Source organism: Streptomyces sp. NBC_00016 (assembly GCF_045040885.1).
GTDB lineage: Bacteria > Actinomycetota > Actinomycetes > Streptomycetales > Streptomycetaceae > Streptomyces > Streptomyces coriariae.
Map to the genome: position 1 here is coordinate 2,273,362 of NZ_CP108304.1, position 22,698 is coordinate 2,296,059.

Annotated in this window: 12 protein-coding genes; 3 read left to right on the plus strand and 9 right to left on the minus strand. The window is 70.8% G+C overall.

Translation table 11 applies throughout. The features are described from left to right. Window positions 1-42: 42 nt before the first annotated feature. Window positions 43-393, plus strand: coding sequence for a DUF6980 family protein (locus OG933_RS10170; RefSeq protein WP_405626603.1), 351 nt, complete (start codon window positions 43-45; stop codon window positions 391-393). A gap of 147 nt (window positions 394-540) precedes the next feature. Here the strand turns inward: OG933_RS10170 and OG933_RS10175 are convergent, their stop codons facing one another. Further along, on the minus strand, window positions 541-4,449 hold the full coding sequence (locus OG933_RS10175) for a glycoside hydrolase family 2 TIM barrel-domain containing protein (RefSeq protein WP_405633328.1): 3,909 nt from the start codon (window positions 4,447-4,449) through the stop codon (window positions 541-543). Between the two features lie 203 nt (window positions 4,450-4,652). Further along, a complete protein-coding gene (locus OG933_RS10180; RefSeq protein ID WP_405633331.1) occupies window positions 4,653-8,813 on the minus strand; it encodes a molybdopterin-dependent oxidoreductase in 4,161 nt (1,386 codons plus the stop codon). 1,712 nt (window positions 8,814-10,525) lie between these two features. On the opposite strand from OG933_RS10180, the gene OG933_RS10185 reads away from it, so the two are divergent. Further along, window positions 10,526-11,425, plus strand: coding sequence for a TetR/AcrR family transcriptional regulator (locus OG933_RS10185; protein ID WP_362523076.1), 900 nt, complete (start codon window positions 10,526-10,528; stop codon window positions 11,423-11,425). Between the two features lie 380 nt (window positions 11,426-11,805). Here the strand turns inward: OG933_RS10185 and OG933_RS10190 are convergent, their stop codons facing one another. From OG933_RS10190 to OG933_RS10210, 5 genes are all read right to left on the minus strand, one after another. Next, entirely contained in the window at window positions 11,806-13,371 is a 1,566-nt protein-coding gene (locus OG933_RS10190) for a polysaccharide lyase family 1 protein (RefSeq protein WP_405626604.1), read from the minus strand. Window positions 13,372-14,300: 929 nt separating this feature from the next. After that, window positions 14,301-14,798 carry a hypothetical protein gene (locus tag OG933_RS10195; protein WP_362523080.1) on the minus strand — a complete coding sequence of 166 codons (498 nt, stop codon included), beginning with the start codon at window positions 14,796-14,798 and terminating at the stop codon, window positions 14,301-14,303. Between the two features lie 404 nt (window positions 14,799-15,202). After that, window positions 15,203-15,997 (minus strand): hemolysin III family protein, encoded by a 795-nt coding sequence (locus OG933_RS10200; RefSeq protein ID WP_405626606.1) that lies wholly within the window; start codon window positions 15,995-15,997, stop codon window positions 15,203-15,205. 91 nt (window positions 15,998-16,088) lie between these two features. Continuing rightward, on the minus strand, window positions 16,089-16,421 hold the full coding sequence (locus OG933_RS10205) for a MerR family transcriptional regulator (protein WP_362523084.1): 333 nt from the start codon (window positions 16,419-16,421) through the stop codon (window positions 16,089-16,091). A gap of 758 nt (window positions 16,422-17,179) precedes the next feature. After that, window positions 17,180-17,701: a hypothetical protein gene (locus OG933_RS10210; RefSeq protein ID WP_405626607.1), complete on the minus strand. Its 522-nt coding sequence runs from the start codon at window positions 17,699-17,701 to the stop codon at window positions 17,180-17,182. A 614-nt stretch (window positions 17,702-18,315) separates the two neighbouring features. Here OG933_RS10210 and OG933_RS10215 point away from each other — a divergent pair. Beyond that, entirely contained in the window at window positions 18,316-20,259 is a 1,944-nt protein-coding gene (locus tag OG933_RS10215; RefSeq protein ID WP_405626608.1) for a M1 family aminopeptidase, read from the plus strand. Window positions 20,260-20,493: 234 nt separating this feature from the next. Here the strand turns inward: OG933_RS10215 and OG933_RS10220 are convergent, their stop codons facing one another. Then, window positions 20,494-21,003, minus strand: coding sequence for an O-acetyl-ADP-ribose deacetylase (locus tag OG933_RS10220; RefSeq protein WP_405626610.1), 510 nt, complete (start codon window positions 21,001-21,003; stop codon window positions 20,494-20,496). 35 nt (window positions 21,004-21,038) lie between these two features. Then, entirely contained in the window at window positions 21,039-22,451 is a 1,413-nt protein-coding gene (locus tag OG933_RS10225) for an NAD(P)/FAD-dependent oxidoreductase (protein ID WP_362523093.1), read from the minus strand. Between the last annotated feature and the right edge of the window lie 247 nt (window positions 22,452-22,698).

Genomic DNA, 22,698 nt, shown 5'->3' on the forward strand with positions numbered 1-22,698 from the left:
CTGCCGTTCCGATTCTCGCGCGCCGACGGGGAGAATGTGTGAGTGATCGATCACTGCTGTGCCGAGATGACCCGCCAGGCCGACGGGCGCTGCCGGGTACACCCCGACGTCTTCGCCTGCCCGGACGCGCTGGTGCGGTTCGAACCGAAGTTCCGGGAGTACGGGCTGATCGTCCACGACGGGGGGACGGCCTCCCGGGAGATCGCCTTCTGCCCGTGGTGCGGCGCGCGTCTGCCGGAGTCGCAACGGGACCGGTGGTTCGAGGCGCTCGAGGCCCGGGGGATCGATCCCTGGGAGGACGAGGTGCCGCCGGAGTTCGAGGACGACCGGTGGCTGCGGGAAGGTGTCGCCGACCCGGTGTCGCCCGGCGAAGACCTGCCGCGTTCTCGCTGAGGCGCTGGAGAAGCGCCGGCGGTACGGGCACGCGGGTCCGGCATGCGTTGCCGTGCCCGGGTCCGTACCGCCGGCCGGGGTGGAACCCGTGGAGCGGTAGAAACGGTGGAGCGGTGGAGCGGTAGAACGCTGGAGCGGTGGAAGCGGCTACTCGGAGGTTGCCGTGGGCCGCCGGGACGCGGACGTCGCCTTGTCCACGTCGGTCAACGGCCGGAGCCGGTAGGTGTACGCGTAGTCGCGGTCGGCGAACAGCTTGTACTCGTCGTGGGTGTGCGCGCCCCAGCTGTTGTCTCCGCCGACACCCATCTGCCGGTGGTTCAGGCGCAGTACGACCTCCTTGCGAGGGGTGAGCTGGTAGTCGTGGCGGGCTCCGACGGACAGGTCCTCGGGAGTGAAGTGCGAGGCGTTGAACTCCAGCAGCGGCTCTCCGGAGACCAGCAGGCCGGTGCCGTCGCCGTCGGTGAGGGCCACCCAGCGGACGTCGGTCTTGTTGCCGTTCTCCTGGGGCCGCAGATAGGAGGTCCACTGCCCGGTGACGGTGCCGGAGTACCGGCCCACGTCGGTGGCGTCGTTGCGGTCCCAGTGGTTCTCCTCGGGACCGCGGCCGTAGTAGTGCAGCCTCTCCAGGCGGGCGGGCAGGAACAGCAGCGTGCCGACCTCCGGGATGTACGGCAGGGAGGCGGCGCCCGGGTGCAAGGTGTTGTCGACCTTGATCTCACCGTTTCCGAAAACGGTGTAGGTGGTGGTGTACGTCGATTCCGTCGTGGTGGGCAGCGTGCCGGCCACCTTGATCTCCACGGCCCGGTCGCGCAGCGCCCGCACGCTCACGCCGGTGACCTTGCGACGCGCGCCGGCATCGCGCCAGGTCTGGTTGCGGGTGTGCTGCCCGTTTCCGCGGTCGTTGTCGGTGGGGGCACGCCAGAAGTTGGGGGCCGGTCCCGAGGAGATCAGCCGGGTGCCGTCGGCCTCGTAGGAGGTGATGACGCCGGTCGTCCTGTCGACGGTGACCGAGAAGTTCCTGCCCTTGACGGTGACCGATCCGGCGCTGTCCCGGTGGCTGAGCGCCGGGACGCCGGCCAGGGGCACGGGCGGGACGGCGGGGCTCCCGGCGTCGACGGCGAGTTGGTGTCTCGCCACCTCGAAGCCGGACTTCGCCCACTTCGTCGTCTCCCTGGTGGTGAACGACAGTTGGAGGAAGTACTCGGCGCCCGGCGCCGGTTGGCCGGGCACTTCGAAGGGCACCGTGATGTCCTTGCTCGACAGTGCGGCCACATCGAGTTGGGCACGGCTCAGCTTTCCGCGCCGGACCACTTCCCCGTCCCGCACGAGTTCCCAATGTCCGTCGAATTCACGGATGTTGGTGAACAGGTTCTCGTTGGTGAGGGTGACCGCCGCTCCGGGCGCGAGCAGGCCGCCGGAGGCCGGGGCGGCACCCACGGCCTGGTAGATCCGCTTGACCTCGGCGGACTTGCCGGTGGCCCCGCGGTCGGCGGTGACGATGCCGTCGCCGGAGAACGCACCGTCGTTGGGGTTGTCGCCCCAGTCGCCCCCGTAGGCGCGGAACGACTTCTCGCGGGGGCGTTTCTCGGTGAGGCCGACGGTGGCGGCGTCGAACCAGAACCGTACGCCGTCGTCGCCGGGACCACGGCCGACGGAGGCCAGTTCGGCCGCGCTCAGCGCCCGGGCGTACACGCGTGCCCGCCGGACGGAACCGCTGAACTCCCGGGTCGGGTTGTCGACGTCGGTGGCCAGGGACAGCGGCGCGGTGTTGTCGGCGGGGCGCACGGTGGTGGTGCGGGTGGCCCGGACCACGCCGTCGACATACAGGGTCAGCGTGCCGGCCGCCGCGTCGAAGACACCGGCGACCTGGTGCTCGGAACCGGTCCAGTCGCTCGGCAGTGCCCAGCTCGCGGTGATCCACTGGCCGCTGCCGTAGATGAAGAACTCGAGGGTCCTGTTCGTCTGCTTCAGGGCGTACTGGGTGTCGCCCTTGGCGAGGATCGGCTGGTGGTAACCGGTTACGTGCGGGGTGATCCAGGCTTCCAGCGTGAGGGAGCCCGTGAGGTCCAACGATGCGTCGCGGGCGAAAACGGTTCCGCCCGAGATGCCCTCGTCGCGGGTGAAGGTGCCGCTGGAGGCGATGAGTTCGCCCCTGAGCGCGGCGGGCCCGGCCTCGGTGAACAGCTTGCGGACGGGGGTGGGCCAGTCGAGGGCCTGGTCGACGAAGTCCCAGATCCAGCCGCCCTGGAGCACCTCGTGACGGCGGATCAGATCCCAGTACTTCTTGAAGTTCCCGCTGGAGTTCCCCATCGCGTGCGAGTACTCGATCATCACGTACGGCCGGGTGTCGCTCGTGTCCCGGGCCCGGGCCTCGACGCGGGCGGGAGTGTCGTACATCTCGGAGCGGATGTCGCTGATCCCGGGGCGGTCGTCGCCCTCGTACTGGATGACGCGGGTGGTGTCGTAGGAGCGGATCCAGTCGTGCATGGCGTTGAACGTGGTGCCGCCGCCGGCCTCGTTGCCGAGGGACCAGATGACGACCGACGCGTGGTTCTTGTCGCGGTGGACCATGTTCTGGGCGCGGGCCACGCACGCCGTCGTCCACTCGGCGTGGTTGCCGGGGTACTCGCCCCGGATGCCGTGGGTCTCGAGGTTGGTCTCGTCCACGAGGTACAGGCCGTACTCGTCGGCCAGCTCCAGCCAGAGCGGGTTGTTGGGGTAGTGCGAGGTGCGGACGGTGTTGATGTTCAGCCGCTTGATGATCCCGATGTCCTCGACCAGGTCGGCGCGGCTGAGGGCCGAGCCGCGGGTCGGGTGCATCTCGTGCCGGTTGGTGCCCCGGAAGGAGACCGGCTTGCCGTTGATGCGCATCAGGCCGTCCTTCAGCGCGAACTCGCGCAGGCCCACGCGGTGGGAAAGGGTTTCGATCACCTTTCCGGACGGGTCGCGCAGCCGGAGCACGGCCGTGTAGAGGTACGGATGTTCGGCCGACCACAGGCGCGGCGTGGGCACGGCCTTCGCGGCCTGTACGGCCGTCTCCTCCCCGGCGCCGAGCGCGACGGCCTGTTGCAGGGGCCGGGGCCACACCGGATGCCCGCCCGCGTCGTACAGCTGGGTCTCGACGGAGTAGCGGCCGGCACCCTGTCCGCCGTAGTCCCGCACGCTCGCGGTGACAGACAGCTGAGCCGCCTTGTGGTCGTCGCTCAGCGGGGTGTCCAGCCTGAAGTCACGCAGGTGCACGGCCGGTGTGGAGTACAGGTAGACCGAGCGGAAGATGCCGCTCAGCCGGATCATGTCCTGGTCCTCCAGCCAGTCGCCGTCCGAGTAGCGGTAGACCTCCACCGCGATCTGGTTGGTGCCCGGCTTGAGGTGCGGGGTGATGTCGTACTCGGCGGGGTCGTAGGAATCCTCGTGGTAACCGACCAACTCACCGTTGATCCAAACGTAGTGGGCGGACTTGACCCCTTCGAAGTGAAGGAACGTCCGCCGTCCCGCCCAGCCGCGCGGGACCGTGAAGGTACGCCGGTACTGGCCCACGGGGTTGTAGCGGGTGGGGGCGGCCGGCGGCTGCGCCTCCTCCCCCAGCCCGTTGGCGCCCCACCACGGGTAGGTGATGTTGATGTAGATCGGGCGGTCGTAACCGTGCAACTGCCAGGCGGCCGGAACCGGGATGGTGTCCCAGCCGCTGTCGTCGACATCGGTGCGGTGGAAGTCGGGGTCCCGGTCGTCGGGACGGTCGGCGTGGGCGAACTTCCAGGTGCCGTCGAGGCTCAGCCGGTACGGCGAGCGGGTGCGGTCGGCGGCGAGGGCCTGGGCGAGATCCGCGTACGGCATGAGGGTGGTGTGCGGGGCTTCGGTACCGAGCCGGAAGACGTCGATGGCGCCGTTCCACTCCGGGGTGCCGTCCGCCGCGACGGCCCGGTGGGCGGTGGACGGCGCGGACAGGGCGAGCGCGCCGAGGACGGCGGCCGACCCTTCGAGCAGACGACGACGGCTGACGACCGTCCGCCGGGGGTGGTCCGGTTCCACCCACTGGGGGCGGTCCGGCCGGTCCATGGACGACACATGCGGGTGCGACATGACCACGACCTTCCTCGGGGCGACCCGTGCGGCTTCGCACGGACGGAGGGTGCGTCAGATCTTGTCCACTCCTGTTGAAAAAACGAACATTGACGCGCCGCGATGGCCGAATATCAACTCTCTTCGGCGCAACGCCACTTGGTACCCGCGCCTCCCACGGGCTTTTCTGGTGACTCCCGTCAGTACACGTCCCGCACGTACCGCTTGTCGGAGGCCAGCTGCTTCACATAGGCCGCCGCCTCCGGCTCGCTCAGGCCGCCGTGCAGGACCGCGACGTCACGCAGGGCCAGGTCGACGTCCTTGGCCATCCGGGAGGCGTCGCCGCAGACGTAGAAGTGGGCGCCGTCCTGGAGCCAGGACCACAGGTGCGAGCCGTGCTCGCGGATCCGGTCCTGGACGTAGACCTTGGCGCGCTGGTCGCGGGAGAAGGCGGTGTCCAGACGGGCGAGGGTGCCGTCGTCCAGGAGGGCGGCCAGCTCCTCCTCGTAGTAGAAGTCCGTCGCCCGGTGCTGCTCGCCGAAGAACAGCCAGTTGGGAGCCCGGTGTCCACGTGCCCGGCGCTCCTGGAGGAAGCCGACGAAAGGCGCCACGCCGGTGCCGGGGCCGACCATCACCATCGGAGTGGCCGGGTCGGCCGGCGGCCGGAAGTGCGGGGAGCGCTGCACATGGACGGCCACCTCGGTGCCGGGCTCGGCGTCGGCCAGGAAGGGCGAGCAGACGCCCTGCCGGGGGCGGCCTGCCAGGTTCTCGTACCGCACGACGGAAACGGTGAGCGAGACGAGGTGGGGGTCGGTCAGCGGGCTGGACGAGATGGAGTACAACCGCGGCTGCAGCCGCCCCAGCAACTCGGCCCACTCCTGCGCGTCGGCGCGGACACCGAACTCGGCGGCCACGTCGACGGCCTGGCGGCCCCAGGACCACTTCGCCAGCTCGTCCTTGTTGTCGGGGCGCAGCAGCTTGCGCAGTTCACGTGGGTCGCGGGTGCGGTCGGCGGTGAAACGCAGCAGGGCGGGGGTGATCCGGGTGATGTCGAGGTGACGCAGGAAGGCCTCCCCGAGAGCGACCTCACCGACGCCGTTCACCTGCACGCGCGCGTGGGCGTCGAGGCCCGTGACGCTCAGCCACTCCGCCACCACGTCCGGGGAGTTGAGGGGGCGTACGCCCAGGGAGTCGCCCGCCTCGTAGACGAGCGGGGTCTCGCTGTCGCGGGTGTCGAAGGTGAAGCGGCGTACCTCCTTGCCGGAGCCCGGCAGGCTCAGCAACCGGTTGCCGGTCAGGCGCGCGATGACGGGAGCGGGGCGTTTGGGGCGGGGCACGGCGGGCGCCTTCGGCACGGCGACGGAAACGGTTTCCGCAACGGTCACCGGCGCCTGAGCGGTGACAGGAATCCGGGTGGCAGGAGCGGCCCCGGTGGCCGGGACCTGTCCACCGTCCGGGGCCGCGGGCACCGGTTCCGTGGCCTCCTTCAGGGCGGTGGCCACCTGGTCGAGCCAGGCCTCCGCCTCCGTCTCGTAGTCCGGCTCGCAGTCGGTGCGGGGGGCCAGCCGGACCGCGCCGAGTTCGTCCAGCCGCCGGTCCAGCCGCCGGCCGTGCCCGCAGAAGTCGTCGTACGAGGAGTCCCCGAACGCGAGGACGGCGTAGCGGTGACCTTCCAGACGGCCGGTGTCCAGCGCGTCCAGGCCGTCCCAGAAGCCGGCGCCGTTGTCGGGGGCGTCACCGTCGCCGAAGGTGCTGGTGATCAGCAGCAGATCGGCGTCGGAGGGCAGCGCGGCGGGGTCGGCCTCGTCCATGGCGACGAGGGACGCCGGGTGACCGCCCGCGGCGAGCCGCTCGGCGGTGGTGGTGGCGAAGTCCTCGGCGTTGCCGGTCTGCGAGGCCCACAGGATGACGACCCGGCGCGCCGGGGTCTGCGGCGACATGGCGGTGCCGGTGGCGGTGCGGGAGTACATGCCGGCGAGGGTGCCGTTGACCCACAGCGCGTGCTCGGGGCTGAACGGCGCGTCCGCCGGCAGCACCGGTACCCCGGGGGCGCCGGCCGGGATCCCGGCGAGGAAACCGACCAGGTACTGCCGTTCGCGCTCGGTCAGGACCGGCGGCGGGGCGGGGCGCAGACCGAAGACCTCGGCCGCGGCGGGCAGGACCGCGGTCGGTACGAGCACGGCTCCGGGCCCTTCCGACACCGGGGTCCGGGTGCCCGGCGCGTTCCCGAGCGGGTTCTCCGGCGTCGGCGCCTCCGTGGCCGGCGGCTGCACGGTAACCGGTGTCGACACCTTCGTCAGGGAGACCGCGCACACCTTCAGCTCGGGCTGGAAGGACAGCGGGTCGACGGCGTCGCTGGTGACCGCGTTGACGCTGAGGTACTCGCCGAACAGGTCGTTCCAGTGGAACGGCGCGAAACAGGACCCGGGCAGGACGCGGTCGGTGACGACGGCGGGCAGCACGGCCCGGCCGCGCCGCGAGGCGACCTCGACGGAGTCGCCGTCGGATATGCCGAGCGCGGCGGCGTCCTCGGGGTGCACCTCCACGAACGGGCCGGGATCCAGCTTGTTGAGCTTGGCCACCCTCCCGGTCTTGGTCAGGGTGTGCCACTGGTGCTGGAGGCGGCCGGTGTTCAGGAAGAACGGGTAGTCGTCGTCCGGCATCTCGGCGGGCGGGACATGCGGACGGGGGTGGAAGACCGCGCGGCCGGAAGCCGTGGGAAAGGTGAGCGAGCCGTCGTCGTTCACATAGCGGATCGGGTTGCGGTCGGGGCCGTCGGCGGTGGCCGCGGGCCACTGCACGGGGGTGGCACGCAGCCGGTCGTAGGTCACTCCGCGCAGGTCGTAGCCGGTCTGCGGGTTGTGGGCGCGCTTGATCTCCTCGAAGACCTGCTCGGCGGTGTCGTAGGTGAAACCGCTTTCGTAACCCATGGCGCGGGCGACGGCCGCGATGAGCCGCCAGTCCGCCATCGCCTCGCCGGGCGGGTCGGCGGCGGGCCGGGCAAGGGTGAGGTTGCGCTCGCTGTTGATGAGGACGCCCTCGGTCTCGGTCCACATCGCGCCCGGCAGGACAACATCGGCGTAAGCGTTTGTCTCGGTTTCGGCGAAGACGTCCTGCGCGACGACGAACTCGGCGGCCTCCAGCCCCTCGATGACCGTCCTGCGGTTGGCGACGGAGGCGACCGGGTTGGTGCAGATGATCCAGCAGGCCTTGATGTCACCCTCGGCCATCTTCCGGAACATCTCGACGGTGCCCTTGCCGACGCCGTCGGCCCTGATCGTGCCCGGCTCGAGCCCCCACAGCTCCTCGACGAAGGCACGGTCGCCCTCGACGAGAACGGAGCGCTGGCCGGGCAGCCCCGGGCCCATGTAACCCATTTCCCGGCCGCCCATGGCGTTGGGCTGGCCGGTGAGGGAGAAGGGTCCGCTGCCCGGGCGGCAGATCCTGCCGGTGGCGAGGTGGAGGTTGATGAGCGCGTTGGTGTTCCAGGTGCCGTGCGTGGACTGGTTGAGGCCCATCGTCCAGCAGCTGGTCCACTCCCCCGCTTCGCCGATCAGCCGGGCCGCCGTGCGGAGGTCGTCCTCCGGTATGCCGGTGATCTCGGCGACCGTCGCGGGCGCGTAGTCGGCGAGGAACTCCGGCATGGCCTCCCAGCCCTCGGTGTACGCGGCGACGAAGTCGGGGTCGGTGTGGCCGTTCTCGTGCAGGAGGTGGAGCAGGCCGTTGAGGAGGGCGAGGTCGGTGCCCGGCGCGACCTGGAGGAACAGGTCGGCCTTCGCGGCCGTGGCGGTGCGGCGCGGGTCGACGACGATCAGCTTGGCGCCCGCCTTCACCCGGTCCATCATCCGGAGGAACAGGATCGGGTGGCAGTCGGCCATGTTGGAACCGATGACGAGGAAGACGTCCGCCTTGTCGAGGTCCTCGTAGGAGCCGGGCGGGCCGTCGGCGCCGAGAGAAAGTTTGTAACCGGTTCCGGCGCTTGCCATGCAGAGTCGGGAGTTCGACTCGATCTGGTTGGTACGCAGGTAACCCTTGGCCAGCTTGTTCGCCAGATACTGCGCTTCGAGACTCATCTGACCGGACACGTAGAGGGCGACCGCGTCGGGGCCGTGCTCGTCGACGATCGCCCGCAGCCGTCGTGCCGTCTCGGCGATCGCCTCGTCCACCGGGGCGGGCTCGGGTTCCGCGCCGCGGTCCGGACGGACGAGCGCGCCGGCCAGTCGGCCGGGTGCGGCGAGCATGTCGGCGGTGGTCGCGCCCTTGGTGCACAGCCGGCCGAAGTTCGCCGGGTGCTGCTTGTCACCGGACGCCTTCAGGACCGTACGGCGCCCGTCCGGTCCACGGCCGATGTCGAGGAGCATGCCGCAGCCCACACCGCAGTACGAGCAGACCGTGCGCACCTTCGTCGTGGTCGCGTTGTCGGTCCGCGGGTCCAACGCGGCCACGGGCGCCCCTTTCCTTCTGACGATCAGCCTGGTGAGAGCCTCTTGCAAGCCTCTGTGACGGTACGAACCGTGCATTACACAGGTGTCTCCCGGACCGGCCGCCAGGAGTTAAGCCCGGCGCACACCGGGGGGCGGGCTGATGTGAGCGAGCCGCTGCCACCCGCAGGAGGGCAGGCTACCCGGGGCGGCGGGCGGGGACGTTCCGTGCCGGTGCGGGGGCGGGGGCGGGGGCGGGTGCGGGGTCCGGACGCGTAAGCGGTTACGTTCACCTTGCACGGGGGCGGGGTCCGGACGCGTAAGCGGTTACGTTCACCTTGCACGGGGGCGGGGTCCGGACGCGTAAGCGGTTACGTTCCCCTTGCACGGGGGCGGGGTCCGGGGATGCGCGTTTGCGGTTACCGGCCCGTTGCGCGGGGACGGGGTCCGGGGGTACGCGTAAGCGGTTACGGACCCATTGTGCGGGGACGGGGTCCGGGGGCGCGCGTAAGCGGTTACGGACACGTTGCGCGGGGACGGGGTCCGGGCGCGGGTGTAAGCGGTTTACGGACCCGTTGTGCGGGACAGGTGCCGGGCCCGCGCGTAACCGGTTTCGTCGCCGCTGTGCGGAAACAAGTTCCGGCTTCACAAGCGGTTACGTCGCCGGTGCGCGGAACGGGTTCCGGCTTCACAAGCGGTTACGTTCCCCTTGCGCGAGCCGTCGAGGTCCGGGCTGCGCGAGACCACGCTCCGCGGCTGCTGGGCATACGACTCGGCCGCAGGGACCGGCGACCGGGGTGACCGGCCCCGCACCGAGGCACCCCGGACACGACGCCGGACACGAGCGCGGCCCCACCCCGGTCGCCCCCGTGCGCCACCCGGTCTCACCCGCGCTCGCGCAGCAGTCGTCGCGACCACCAGCCACCACCACCGGCCACCACCAGCCATCTGCGCCGGAAGCCCGGTACCTGCGTGCGCCCCCGGCGAGCCGGCGTACGCGGAGCCGGTACGCACGTTCCTCGCGCACCGAGCAACGGCCACATACAAAGTTGCGGCCCGTTACTTGGTCATGCCCCTGAACGTTTCTCGGGCAGCGGCACACGCGGTGCCGCGGGCGCGACAGGAGGAACAGTGCTCACGGAAGCGTTGTGGGGGCTGGCGACAGCCGGCGGAACGGCGATGGCGGGGGCCGTGGCGACAGACGTCTGGCGGTCTGCACGACTGCGGTTCGCGGGCCGCCACGGCCAGGGGGAATCGGCCCGACGCCGGAGCGCGACGGCGGGGGGTGAGGCGGCGCGGGGCAAGCCGGCGCCGTCCACGGCGGAGCAGGTCACGGCGGAGCAGGTCATCGCGACGCGGGACAAGCCGGAGCGCGTCGAGACGGCGCGAGTCGAGACGGCGCGAGTCGAGGGGGAGACGGTCGAGACGGCGCGCGTCGGGTCGGGCCGAGTCGGTCGTGCGGCCGCGGACATCGCGGGAGCCGGTACGGCGGAGCGGGAGCCCGGTCACCGGCTCGAGTCCCGGTCCCGGTCCCGGTCCCGGCAAAGCAGCTTGCAGCACAACATCGCCCGCGACGGCGGGACGCAGCACATCACCCTGAGCGGGGACCTCAACGTCCACGTTAACGTCGGCCGGGAAGCCCGGGGTCCGCGGTGAGCGGCGAGGCCGGGCACGCGAGCCCGTCGACGGCGGCCGCGGTGCCGGGGCAGAGCAACGCGGCGCAGCACGGTGGCACGCAGTACATCACCGGCGGTGGTGACGTGCGGACCGTCAACGTGTTCGTCGTGCTGCGTGAGCGGCCGGAGGAGGACGACCGCACGATGCCTGCTCCCACCCGCCGCGAACGGCTGCGCCGCCAGATGTCGAGGGATGTGCGCGCGGCGGCGCGGGAGGTCATCACCCGGCAGGGCGTGGAGGCGTTGACGCTCGCCGAGATCGCCCGTCGGGTCGGGGTGACCCCGGCGGCTCTCTACCGGCACTTCGCCGATCTCGGAGACATCGTGCGGCACACGGTGCGGGACATCGTCGCCGAGCTCACGGACCAGTTGCGGGAGGCCATCGAGGGGGAGCGTGAAACGGATTTCGCGGCCCGGCTGATCGCCCCGGCCCGGGTCTTCCGCCACTGGGCCCTGGCACATCGCCAGGAGTTCCGTCTGCTCTTCGGCACGCCCACCGTGGCCGCCGGTGTGACCCACACCGATGTGACCGCCGAGTGGGTCCGGCACCTCGCCGCCCTCTGGGGCGCCGAGCACATGCGGCTGTGGGCGGCCCGCCCCTACCCCATCCTGGCCGACGAGGACCTCGCCCCACGGATGCGCCGGCAGATCGCCGACTACCGCGCCGCCACAGGCGTGGAGATGCCGCTCGGGGCACTGATCGTCATGCTGTCGTGCTGGCGCACTCTCTACGGACAGGTGGCGCTGGAGGTGTTCGAGCACCTGACCCCGTTGGTCACCGACCAGGAGCCGATGTTCGAACTGCTGATGCACGAAAGCGTGACCCGCATGGGGTTGGGGGCCGAATACCGGCCCCCGGACGGCCTCAGGGCGTAGGGATCTCCTCCAGGATCCCTCCGGACCCCGCCAGGATCCCCCTCCGGACCCCGCCACGATCCCTCCGGACCCGTCAGGATTTCCGTCGATCACCTGGCGATGGTCGCGCCACCGCCCGCACCGCCCCCACCGCCCGCATCACCCGCACCGCCCGCACCGCCCGCACCGCCCGCACCGCCCGCACCGCCCGCTGCTCACGGGCAGGAACGGTCGCAGCCGTTCCTGCTCCGCGTCCGACAGATCACCGCGTCCCCCTCGCCCTCCCCCTTCTCCCTCGCCCTCCCCTTCTCCCTCGCCCTCCCCGTTCTCTCCCCCCCCCGCCTCATGACCGAGACGACGAGCTGATCAGGCGGAGGCCACTTGATCGGCCGGACAGCTTCTCAGGCGTAGGTCTCGAACTCGGCCACCCTCGGGGTGGCGGTCGAGCCCGTGATCTCGAAGGTGACCTTCTTCAGCGAGGTGGACGTGAAGGAGATGGTGCCCGCTCCACTGCCCGAGGTCAGCACCGCCCCGGTGTCGGCGTTGAGCACCCGCCAGGAGCCGATGTTGCCGGTGGCACCGGAGGCCTCCCGGATGTTGATCTTGGAGACGGTGGTGGCCGAGCCCCACTTGATCGAGATGGAGCCGGTCGAGCCCGCCGGCGACCAGTAGGTGCTCGTGTCGCCGTCGCGGACGTTGCCGTAGCTGGTGCCGGACGCCTTGCTCGAACCGTCGGCGTCCGCGCCGATGCTCAGGTTGGTCCCACCGGGCGTCGACGTCGCGGTGGCGGTCGGCGTGGCAGTGGCGGTGGCGGTGGCGGTCGACGTGGGATTCGAAGTGGCGGTCGCGGTGGGCGTCGTCGCGGCGCAGTTGCCGTCCGACACCTTCAGGCCGTTGTTGGCGCCCGCGGTCGCGGTCACGATCGACGGCACGCAGGTGGCGGCGTCGAGACTGTAGGCGTAGGGGATGCTGACGGTCGTGTTCGACGTCGGGTTCGGCCCTGCGGGGTTGTTGTCCTCGCCCGGCTCCGACCAGGTCACGTTGTCGAAGATGTTTCCGCTGACCTGCCAGTACCCCGGCAGGTCGGTGTAGAAGGTGCCGAGGACGTCCTTGGAGTCCTTGAAGTAATTGTTGTCGACCTTGGCCTTGCCGCCGGCCCGGGGGTTGATGCCCGATTCGTTCAGGCTGACGTAGTAGTTGTTGTAGATGTGGGCGGTGGCACCGCGCAGCAGGGGGGTGCGGGAGTCGATGTTCTCGTACCGGTTGTGGTGGAAGGTGACCGGCCCGTTGGCGAGGTCGCTGTCGCTGGAGCCGACGAGACCGCCGCGTCCGGAGTTGCGCAGGATGCTGTAGGACAGGGTCACGTACTGGGTGCCGTCCTTCATGTCGAACAGGCCGTCGAAGCCCTCCGACTCACCGCCCGAGGCGATCAGCGTGGCGTGGTCGACCCAGACGTTGTGCACGTCGCTCTCCATGCCGATGGCGTCACCGCCGTTGGAGGTGGGCGAGCCCGACTTCTTCACGTTCTGGACGGTCACGTTCTGGACGATGATGTTGCTGGACTGGCGGATGTGGATGCCGATCTGGTCGAACACGGCTCCGCTGCCGACGCCGACGAGCGTGACGTTGCTGATGCCCTTCAACTCGATCACGCCGGCGGCGGTGTTGCAGCCGGCGCCCGACACCTTCGCGGTGTTGCCCACGGTGACGGTCCCCTCGACCTGGATGGTGATCGGGGTGCTGGTACTGGCCCGGCCGCACAGGGCCTCGTGGATCTGGGTGCCCGTGGTCGCCTTGACCGTCGTCCCGCCGGCGCCGCCGGTGGTGCCGCCGTTCTGGGTGGCGTATCCGGTGGCTCCGGCGCTGGCCGCCGACGCGGTGGGCATGGACAGGACCACGCCTGTCGCAGCCGCCAGGGCCAGCGTGCCGAGTGCCGCGGAGAGTCGCAGAGCGACTGGCTTTCTCATCCTTGCCTCGTCTTTCGTCATCGCGTACGGGGGTGCCGCGCACGTCGGTGCCCTGATCCGGGGCCGTCGAGATCGCGCACCCATGCCATGTTCATGCCATGCGGGTACGGAAGCGGGCCTCTGCCGACCTGGCGTGGATGCCGTTCTCGCCATGGCCGGAAGGGCCGGTGATGCTGATGTGGTGCGGGCAGTGCCGCTGTGATGCCAGCGGCGCGAGGCCACACGGGCGACGCGGCCGGGACCGGGCCGGGACGCACGCATGCCGAGGCGACGCGGGTGGGAACGCCGCCGAGAGCGGGACAACCGGGGGAACGGGACCACGGAAGCCCCGGCCGCCCCCTGGTGCGGGTGCCCGCCACCGCGGCCACGGCGACGAGCGCGATGCGTCCGCGCCCCGGAGCACATCCCGGAGTCCTGGCGCGTCGACACCTCGATGCGGTCGGCCCTGGCCAGCCTTGCGCCGGATCGGTTGCGGCGCGCGGGCTGCTCCACGGCCAATACCGCGGGCCGCTTCCCCGACACGGTCAACAGGCACCGGGAAAGCGCTTTCTCCACGCGAGGATAGGGCGGGCGCCACGGGGTGACAAGTATGTGAACGCTGATCGATCCGCCGAACTCTCGCGGCTACCCGATCGGGACACCCGGGGCAGCGCTACACGCCATGGAGAGCCGCGAACCCTCGCATCCTCGCCGCCTATCAAGCCCCCCCCCCAGAGTTCACATATATGAACTCCCGTACTGGGGAGCGATACTCGCTACTCACTGCTCGCCACTCACTGCTCACTGCTCACTGCTCACTGCTCACTGCTCACTGCTCACTGCTCGCTCGGGGAAGTCCGGTGTGGTTCAGGCCGGTGCGGTTCCGGGGCGTCCGCGAGGGCGCAGGGACTACGCATCCGGGTTGGCGCACCGGACTTCCGACAACGCGTTCAGCAACCGCCGCAGTTGTAGTACAGGACGTCCCAGTGGTTGCCCTCGTCTGCGTAGACGTTGCCGGAGCCCGAGCGGTACTGCGGGGCGCCGTCGCCGCGCAGGCCGATGTAAGTGAAGGTGTTCTTGATGTAGTTGGTGACGCAGGTGTTCTTGCCGTAGTCGAGCTTGTAGCCGTTCCAGTGCGAGTAGGTGCCGCTCGCGTGGCCGGTCTCCGTGCCGCCGGTGATGTTGAGCGCGCAGCCGGTGGCCCGCTTCAGCGTCTGCGCACCCTGGGCGGTGGACAGGTTCAACTGCTCGAAGGACGTACAGGTGGAGTTGTTGCGGTCGGAGCAATTGCCGGACGAGGACCAGGTGATACCCACCTCGCGGAACATCGAGGTGGCCGTGGCGTGACTGACCTTGGTGACGGCGAAGGCGTCGGTCGCGGTGCCGAGGACGGCGACGCCGGGGGCGACCACGAGCGCGAGGGCGGTCAGTGCGGAGCGGAACTTCATGAGGGAACCTTCCTGCGGACGACCGTGCTTCCTGTGGAATGGCTGTGCGGGCGGTGCGGGCAGTGCAGGGAGATGGTGCCCGACCTCTACGCGCGTTCGCCAGAGGACGGCGGTCTTCGAACACCCGGCGCCATGAGCCTCCCCGACATACCTCAGGTGGGCGCCACTCGCCCAACCCCCTGCGGATGTCCTCGACAGCGAACCCGATACAGCGGACGGCGTCGGCGCAGGCTGAGCGAGGCCCCGGACCGGAGTACGGCGGGCAGCACTCACCGCCCAGGTCGTCGCGGAGGTCACCGCGTTGCTCGTCATCCTCAGCCACGCGTGACCAACAGTGCGGGCCTACGAGCGGCAATGTCCCGCAGGTCCCGCGAAACAGCGGCCGTGGCCCGCCGTCGACACGGTCAGGTGGCTGCCAGGAGGATGGCCGTGTAATGCGCGGTGAAGGCGGCGATGGTCAGGGCGTGGAAGACCTCGTGGAAGCCGAACCAGGCCGGTGAGGGGTCAGGGCGCTTGAGTCCGTAGACGACGGCGCCCGCCGTGTAGAGCAGGCCGCCGGCGATGACGAGTACGAGGACGGCGATGCCTCCGGTGCGGGCGAAGTCCGGCAGATAGAAGACGGCCACCCAGCCGAGGGCGATGTAGCACGGGGTGTACAGCCACCGGGGAGCGCCGATCCACAGGACGCGGAAGGCGGTGCCGACCAGAGCGCCTGCCCACACCGCGGTCAACAGCACCCGCTGCTGACCCGTGGACAGCAGCAGTACCGCCAGCGGGGTGTAGGTGCCGGCGATGATCAGGAAGATGTTCGCGTGGTCCAGCCGCCGCAGGACCGCCTCCCCACGCGGGCCCCACGTGCCGCGGTGGTAGACCGCGCTGGTACCGAACAGCAGGCAGGCGGACAGCGCGTACACCGAGCAGGCCGCCACCGCCCCCGCCGAGCGCGAGACGGCGATCAGGACGATCCCGCCGACCAGCGCCAGGGGAAACACACCGGCGTGCAGCCACCCGCGCATCCTGGGCTTCAGCGCAGCCGCCGCGCGCTCCACCGTGCCTTCCAGACCGACGGCGGCAGTCAGCCGGCCGGCTGTACCGGCAGGCGCGTCAACCGCCGCGGCGAGCGGGACGTCGGGCGGGGCTTCGGGGCCGGGCTGGGATTCCCGTCCGTGGACCGGCGGTTGAGCATCTTCGGCGATCATGCGCTCGTATTCTCACATCGGCTGATCAGTGCGGCCTGGCGCGTCGCTGGGCTGGAGTCTGGGGGGGGGACGTGCTGCTGGCTGCTGCGGGTCAGGTGCCGGCCATGTGCCCGGAGGCGGCGCGGCGGTACTCGGCGTTGATGCGCTGGGCTTCTTCGAGTTGGTCTTCGAGGATGATGATGCGGCAGGCGGCCTCGATGGGAGTCCCGTGGTCGACGAGTTCCCGGGCGCGGGCGGCGATCCGCAACTGGTAGCGGGAGTAGCGGCGATGTCCGCCCTCGGAGCGGAGCGGGGTGATGAGGCGGGCTTCGCCGATGGCGCGCAGGAAGCCCTGCGTGGTGCCGAGCATCTCGGCGGCCCGGCCCATGGTGTAGGCGGGGTAGTCATCGTCGTCGAGACGGTCGTAGGAGTCGTCTGCTGTCACTTGCACCTCTCTGTGGAACGCGTAGAGGGGCCCTGGCACCGTACGGCGCCAGGGCCCGAAGGAACTGCTACACCATCGCCGGCCCTTCTACTGCGCCGGCCTTCTGTTTCCGCAGACCCGACCGAGATGCAGTCGGGCGTGCCGGGATCGCGGTTGCTTGACCGGAGACCACCTCACTATCGATGTCCTGCGGTACCCGGGCTCAAGACTTACGCCCGGGCGATCCTGATGGCGTTCGGCTCCTCCGTTCTTCCCTGGTTCTTCCTGATTGATCAACTGCTTGCCAAACGGGGCACTGCGTACTGCTGATACTGCCGAACCTCCCCGGTGCGCGCGCCCGCAGCCGACGCCTTCACCGAGGTACCGCTCACCGACTTCACTGCGGGTACTGCCACTGCGGTACTGCTCACGGCGGCCCCTGATCACTGCGGGCCCCCCGGTCCGGCCGTCAGCCCCGTCGCCGTCCTGCGACAACCCTGGCTTCGGAACTCCACCACCGGACCGTCCTGCGCACTGCAACTGCGGTACTGCTGGCCGGCAGTTCGTGTCTGCCGGTCTTGCTGTCTCTCTGGGCTACGAGAGAAACCATAACCACGTCACCGACCAATGTCTACTCTCGTCGGCATAGATTTTCGTGCGCCGGGTGGTGAGGTACGGTCCCGAGCCGCTCTTCGACTGCAGGGACCGACGGCTGCACGCCGGCCACCTCCCCCGACCTGCCACCTCCCCCGGCCGGCCACCGTCGTCGACGGCCGCGCTCAGGCAACAGCCGGTGCCGGATCGCCGACGGCCATCGACTCCAACCGCTTGATCTTCCGCCGCACCACATACAGCGGAATCACCCCGAACACCCCGAACGACATGTCGATCACGCTCCACCAGAAGGGAATGCCCCGGAGCGGTCCGCAGATCAGCGCGAGCGGGATGATCCCGGCGCAGGCGATCATCGAGAACTCGACGACCCAGATATTGCGGACCGGGTCGCGGTAGGGGCCGTAGAAGGCGACGGCGATGACGAGATGGGCGAAGGCCAGCCAGTCCGTCCCGTAGAGGAGGAAGGGGTAGTCGGCGTCGGCGGTGTCGAGCCCGCGCCGGACGCGCTCGATCCACTCCATGAGGCCGGGCAGGTGCTCGGGGACGGACAGGTGGCCCAACAGTTCCTCGGCCCAGCGCAGTTCGTGCACCAGCGGGAAGGCGGTGGCCCCGCTGAGCGCCAGACAGACGACGAAGAAGCCCAACCATGCGCGGATGCCCTTCACCAGGGCGGCTCGGTCGCTCATGGGGGTAGCGTACGCCCGCAATTGAACACGTTCAAAACCGCCCCCTCCTTCACATCCGGGCCTACTCGTACGGCCGTTGACCCGATCACAGGGAGGTGCCGGGCGCGGCCGGGGATCGCATGCCGGGCGCGGCCGGGGATCGCATGCCGGACGCGGCCGGGGATCGCATGCCGGACGCGGCCGGGGATCGCATGCCGGACGCGGCCGGGGATCGCATGCCGGACGCGGCCGGGGATCGCATGCCGGACGCGGCCGGGGATCGCATGCCGGGCGCGGCCGGGGATCGCATGCCGGTCGCGGCCGGGGATCGCGCGCCGGACGGAACCGAGCGCGCTCCGACGGATGGGTTCGACGGCCATGGCCCGGGGCCGGTGACGCCACCCCCGGGCCACGCAAAGCGCACCCCACAGGGCGGCGCACGGGAGACCCCGGAGCTGTGAGCGGGGGCGCCGGGTCCGGATCCGGGGCGGACCCTTTACCCGAGCCTGATGGCATGACCGCGTCAAATCTGTCAGGCTTCCGGCAGCCGTCGCGCACCGCCCTCCGGTACACCCACGCCGCCAGGGACAGCCACCGAGCAGGCCGGAATCCCGGCCGCCGCAAAGGAGCCACGTGTGAGACCCACCCCCCGCAAGGCCGTCGCCGCGAGCGCGCTCACCCTCGCCGCCCTGGCCGCCGTCTCGCTCCCCGCCACTCCCGCGACAGCCACACCGGAGCGGGCCGCCTCGGTCGCGGCCTCGCCCGGCACCGCCTCCACCAGCGTCGCCGAGACCGGGAGCGCGACTGTCGCGCCCGCGAAGGCGGCTGCCGCGGCCGACGCCTGCACCCCGGCCCAGGTGATCACCAACGGTGGCTTCGAGAGCGGCACCTCGCCCTGGACCCAGTCCTCGACCAGTGTGATCACCAGCCGCACCGGGCAGAGTGCCCACGGCGGCACCGCCTTCGCCTGGCTGGACGGCGTGGGCAGCACCCACACCGACACGCTTTCGCAGAGCGTCACGATCCCGTCCGGGTGCGCCGCCGCCACCCTCACGTTCTGGCTGCACATCGACACGGCCGAGACGACCTCGTCCACCGCGTACGACAAGCTGACGGCCAAGATCGGCACGACGACACTGGCCACGTACTCGAACCTGGACAAGAACACCGGCTACGTCCAGAAGTCGTTCGACGTGTCGGCGTTCGTGGGCCAGACCGTGAGCCTCGCCTTCACCGGCACCGAGGACTCCAGCCTCCAGTCGAGCTTCGTCCTCGACGACCTCGCGCTCAACACCTCCGGCGACACCGCTCCGCCCGCCGACGCCACCCGCACCCCGGCGGCACCGTCGTACACCGTCAGCCTGACCAGCAACACGGCCGGCACGGTCTGGACCGGTCACGAGAGCGCGACCTTCACCAACGCCTCCGCGACCGCGCTCAGCGAGGTGTATCTGCGGCTCTGGGACAACTACCACGGCACCTGCACCTCGATGCCGATCGCGGTCAGCAACGTCACCGGCGGCACCGCGGGCGCCCTGTCGGTGGGCTGCACGGCCCTGCAGATCACCCTCGCCAGTCCCCTCATCCAGGGGCAGAGCGCCACGATCGGCTTCGACCTGGGCATCACCGTGCCCAGCGGCGCCGACCGGTTCGGCTACGACGGGGCGTTCAGCTTCATCGGCAACGCGCTGCCCCTGCTGGCGGTGAAGGACGGCGCGGGCTGGCACCTGGACCCGTACACGAACAACGGCGAGTCGTTCTACTCGCTGGCCGCGGACTTCAAGGTGACCCTCGACCACCCGACCACCCTCCTGGTGCCCGCCACCGGCGCCTCGGTCGACGTCGCCGGCACCAGCGGCCGCACCGTCACCACGGCCACCGCCAGCAAGGTCCGTGACTTCGCCTGGGCGGCCGGTCCGTTCAGCAAGATCTCCGGCACCTCGACCGCCGGGACCCCTATCAACGTCTACTCCGTCACCGGCATCAGCTCGGCCAACGCCCAGTCGATGCTCACCACCGCCAAGACCGCCGTGGACGCGCACGCCGCCCGCTTCGGCGCCTATCCGTACGGCGAGTTGGACGCCGTCATCGACAACAACTTCTGGTTCGGCGGCATGGAGTACCCCGGCTTCGTCCTCGACCTGGTCAGCACCACGGCACTGACCCATGAGATCGGCCACCAGTGGTGGTACGGGATCGTCGGCGACGACGAGTACAACACCCCCTGGCTCGACGAGTCGTTCACCGACTACGCCACCGACCTGGCGCTGGGCAAGACGGGCACCAGCTGCTGGAGCAGCGTCTCGTGGGCCTCGTCGGCCGAGAAGATCACCAACTCGATGGCCTACTGGGACACCCACTCCTCCCGGTACTCCACCGTCGTCTACGGCTACGGCAAGTGCGCCCTGCACGACCTGCGGCGGCTCATCGGCGACACCGCGATGACCAAGCTGCTGAAGGACTACGCCACTTCGCACTGGTACGGCGTCTCGACGACGGCCGAGTTCAAGGCAGCCGCCCAGGCCGCCACGACGACGGACCTGACGTCGTTCTGGACCACCCACCGCATCGACGGCTGACCCGTCCCGGGCCACCGGCCCCTTTCACCGGCCACCGGTTCCGCGGGGGCGCCGTCCTGCGCCCCCGCGGTCCCGTTGCCGATCGCCGGTCCCCGGTCCCCGGTCCCCGGTCCCCAGACCTCGGGCCCCGGTCCCCAGACCTCGGGCCTCGGGCCTCGGTCGCCGACCTTCCGGCTTCCGGCTTCGGCTTCCGGCCTTCCGGTCAGCGGGCCAGCGGGCCAGCGGGCCCGCTGATCAGCCGATCAGCTCGGCGAACACCTGGTACGCCTGCTCGTCGAACAGCACGAACCGCACCTCCTCGACCGCCGTCCTTGCCGTGCGCACCGCCTCGACCGCGATGCGGGCGGCATCCGCCATCGGCCAGCCGTACGCCCCGGTGGAGATGGCCGGGAACGCGACGGTACGCGCGCCCAGCTCGTCCGCCACCTCCAGGGATGCGCGGTAGCAGGAGGCCAGCAGGTCGGGGTCGCCGCCGGAGACCTGGTACACGGGGCCCACCGTGTGGATCACCCAGCGGGCGTCCAGTTCCCCCGCGGTCGTGGCCACCGCCCGGCCGGTGGGCAGGCCCTTGCCGTACTGCGAGGCGCGCAGCCGTCGGCAGTCGGCGAGGATCGCGGGGCCGCCCCGGCGGTGAATGGCTCCGTCGACGCCACCGCCGCCGAGCAGCGAGGAGTTGGCCGCGTTGACGACGGCGTCCACGGACTGCCGGGTGATGTCGCCCTGGACGAGCGTGATCGTGGTCATGCCTGCGTTTATACCGACACGCAGCGGACGGCCGGTCACCTTTGCTGCCGCAGCCTGCGCCATACGGCCTTCGCCGCGTTGTGACCCGACATGCCGTGCACGCCCGGGCCGGGCGGGGTGGCCGAGGAGCAGATGAAGACGGCCGGGTGCGGAGTGGCGTACGGGAACGGCGTCAGCTTGGGCCGCAGCAGGATCTGGAGCCCGGAGACCGCTCCGGAGGCGATGTCCCCGCCCACGTAGTTGGCGTTGCGGGCGGCGAGTTCGGCGGGGCCCGCAGTCACCCGGGCGAGGACGCGATCGCGGAACCCGGGTGCGAAGCGCTCCAGTTGGCGTTCCATGGCGTCGGTGAGGTCGCCGGTCCAGCCGCTGGGCACATGGCCGTACGCCCAGAAGACATGCCGGCCGGCCGGGGCCCGGCCGGGGTCGACAACGCTGGGCTGCACCGTGATCATGAAGGGCCGGTCGGGTGCCCGGTCCTCGCGGGAGACCGCTCTGAGGGCGGCGCCGATCTCCGCGCTGTCCGCGCCGATCTGCACGGTGCCGGCGGCGCGGGCCTCCTTCGCGGTCCACGGGACCGGACCGTCGAGCGCGTAGTCGATCTTGAAGACGCCGGGTCCGTACCGGTAGCCCTCGTAGTAGTTGCCGAAGCCGGCGATGCGGCCGAGCGCGGTGGGCGAGGTGTCGAAGACGTAGGCACGGGCCGGCGGCAGGTCGTCGAGGCGCTTGACCTCGTAGTCGGTGTGGATGCTGCCGCCGAGGTCCTTGAGGTAGGCGGCGAGGGCGTCCGAGATCGACTGGGAGCCGCCGCGGGCCACCGGCCAGCCGCGGGCGTGCGCGGCGAGGGCGAAGACCAGCCCGATGGCCCCGGTGGCGAAGCCGCTCAGCGGGGCCATGACATGCCCGACGAGTCCGGCGAACAGGGTCTTGGCCCGCTCGTCACGGAAGCGGCGGGTGAGCCAGCTGGACGGCGGCAGGCCGACCAGGCCGAAACGGGCCAGAGTGACCGGGTCGCGCGGGAGCGCGGTCAGCGGCAGTGACATGAAGTCGCGGGCCAGGGTGTCCCACTTGGGCAGGAAGGGCTCGACCAGCCGGCGGTACGTGCCCGCGTCGCGCGGCCCGAAGGAGGCGGCCGTCTCGGCGACCGACCTCGACAGCACCGCGGCACTGCCGTCGGGGAAGGGGTGGGCCATGGGCAGCTCGGCGTGCAGCCACTCCAGGCCGTAGCGCTCCAGGGGCAGTGCGCGGAACGCGGGTGAGTTGATGCCGAGGGGGTGCGCGGCGGAGCACGGGTCGTGGTGGAAGCCCGGCAGGGTGAGCTCCTCGGTGCGGGCTCCTCCGCCCACGGTGTCCCGCGCCTCGAAGAGCGCCACGGAGAAGCCGCGCCTGGCCAGCTCCACCGCCGCGGTCAGCCCGTTGGGCCCCGCTCCCACCACGACCGCATCGAGCATCGACGGCACTTCGACCCCTTCGTCAGCCGGTGACCTCCGTAGACCGGTGGCCCCCACGATCAGGATATGCCGGGGGTACGACAACACCTGCGGCGCGGGGCCCTCGAAACATCCCCGCTTGCCTCGATCGCACCGCCCCCGGGGGGTGTCCGCCGGAGGGTCCTGTGCGTCGGCCGCCGGACCCGGCCCAGGGTCCCTCGGCGCGGCAGTGACTCGCTCGCGCCCTGCCGGAGCGGCGGCGGTCCTG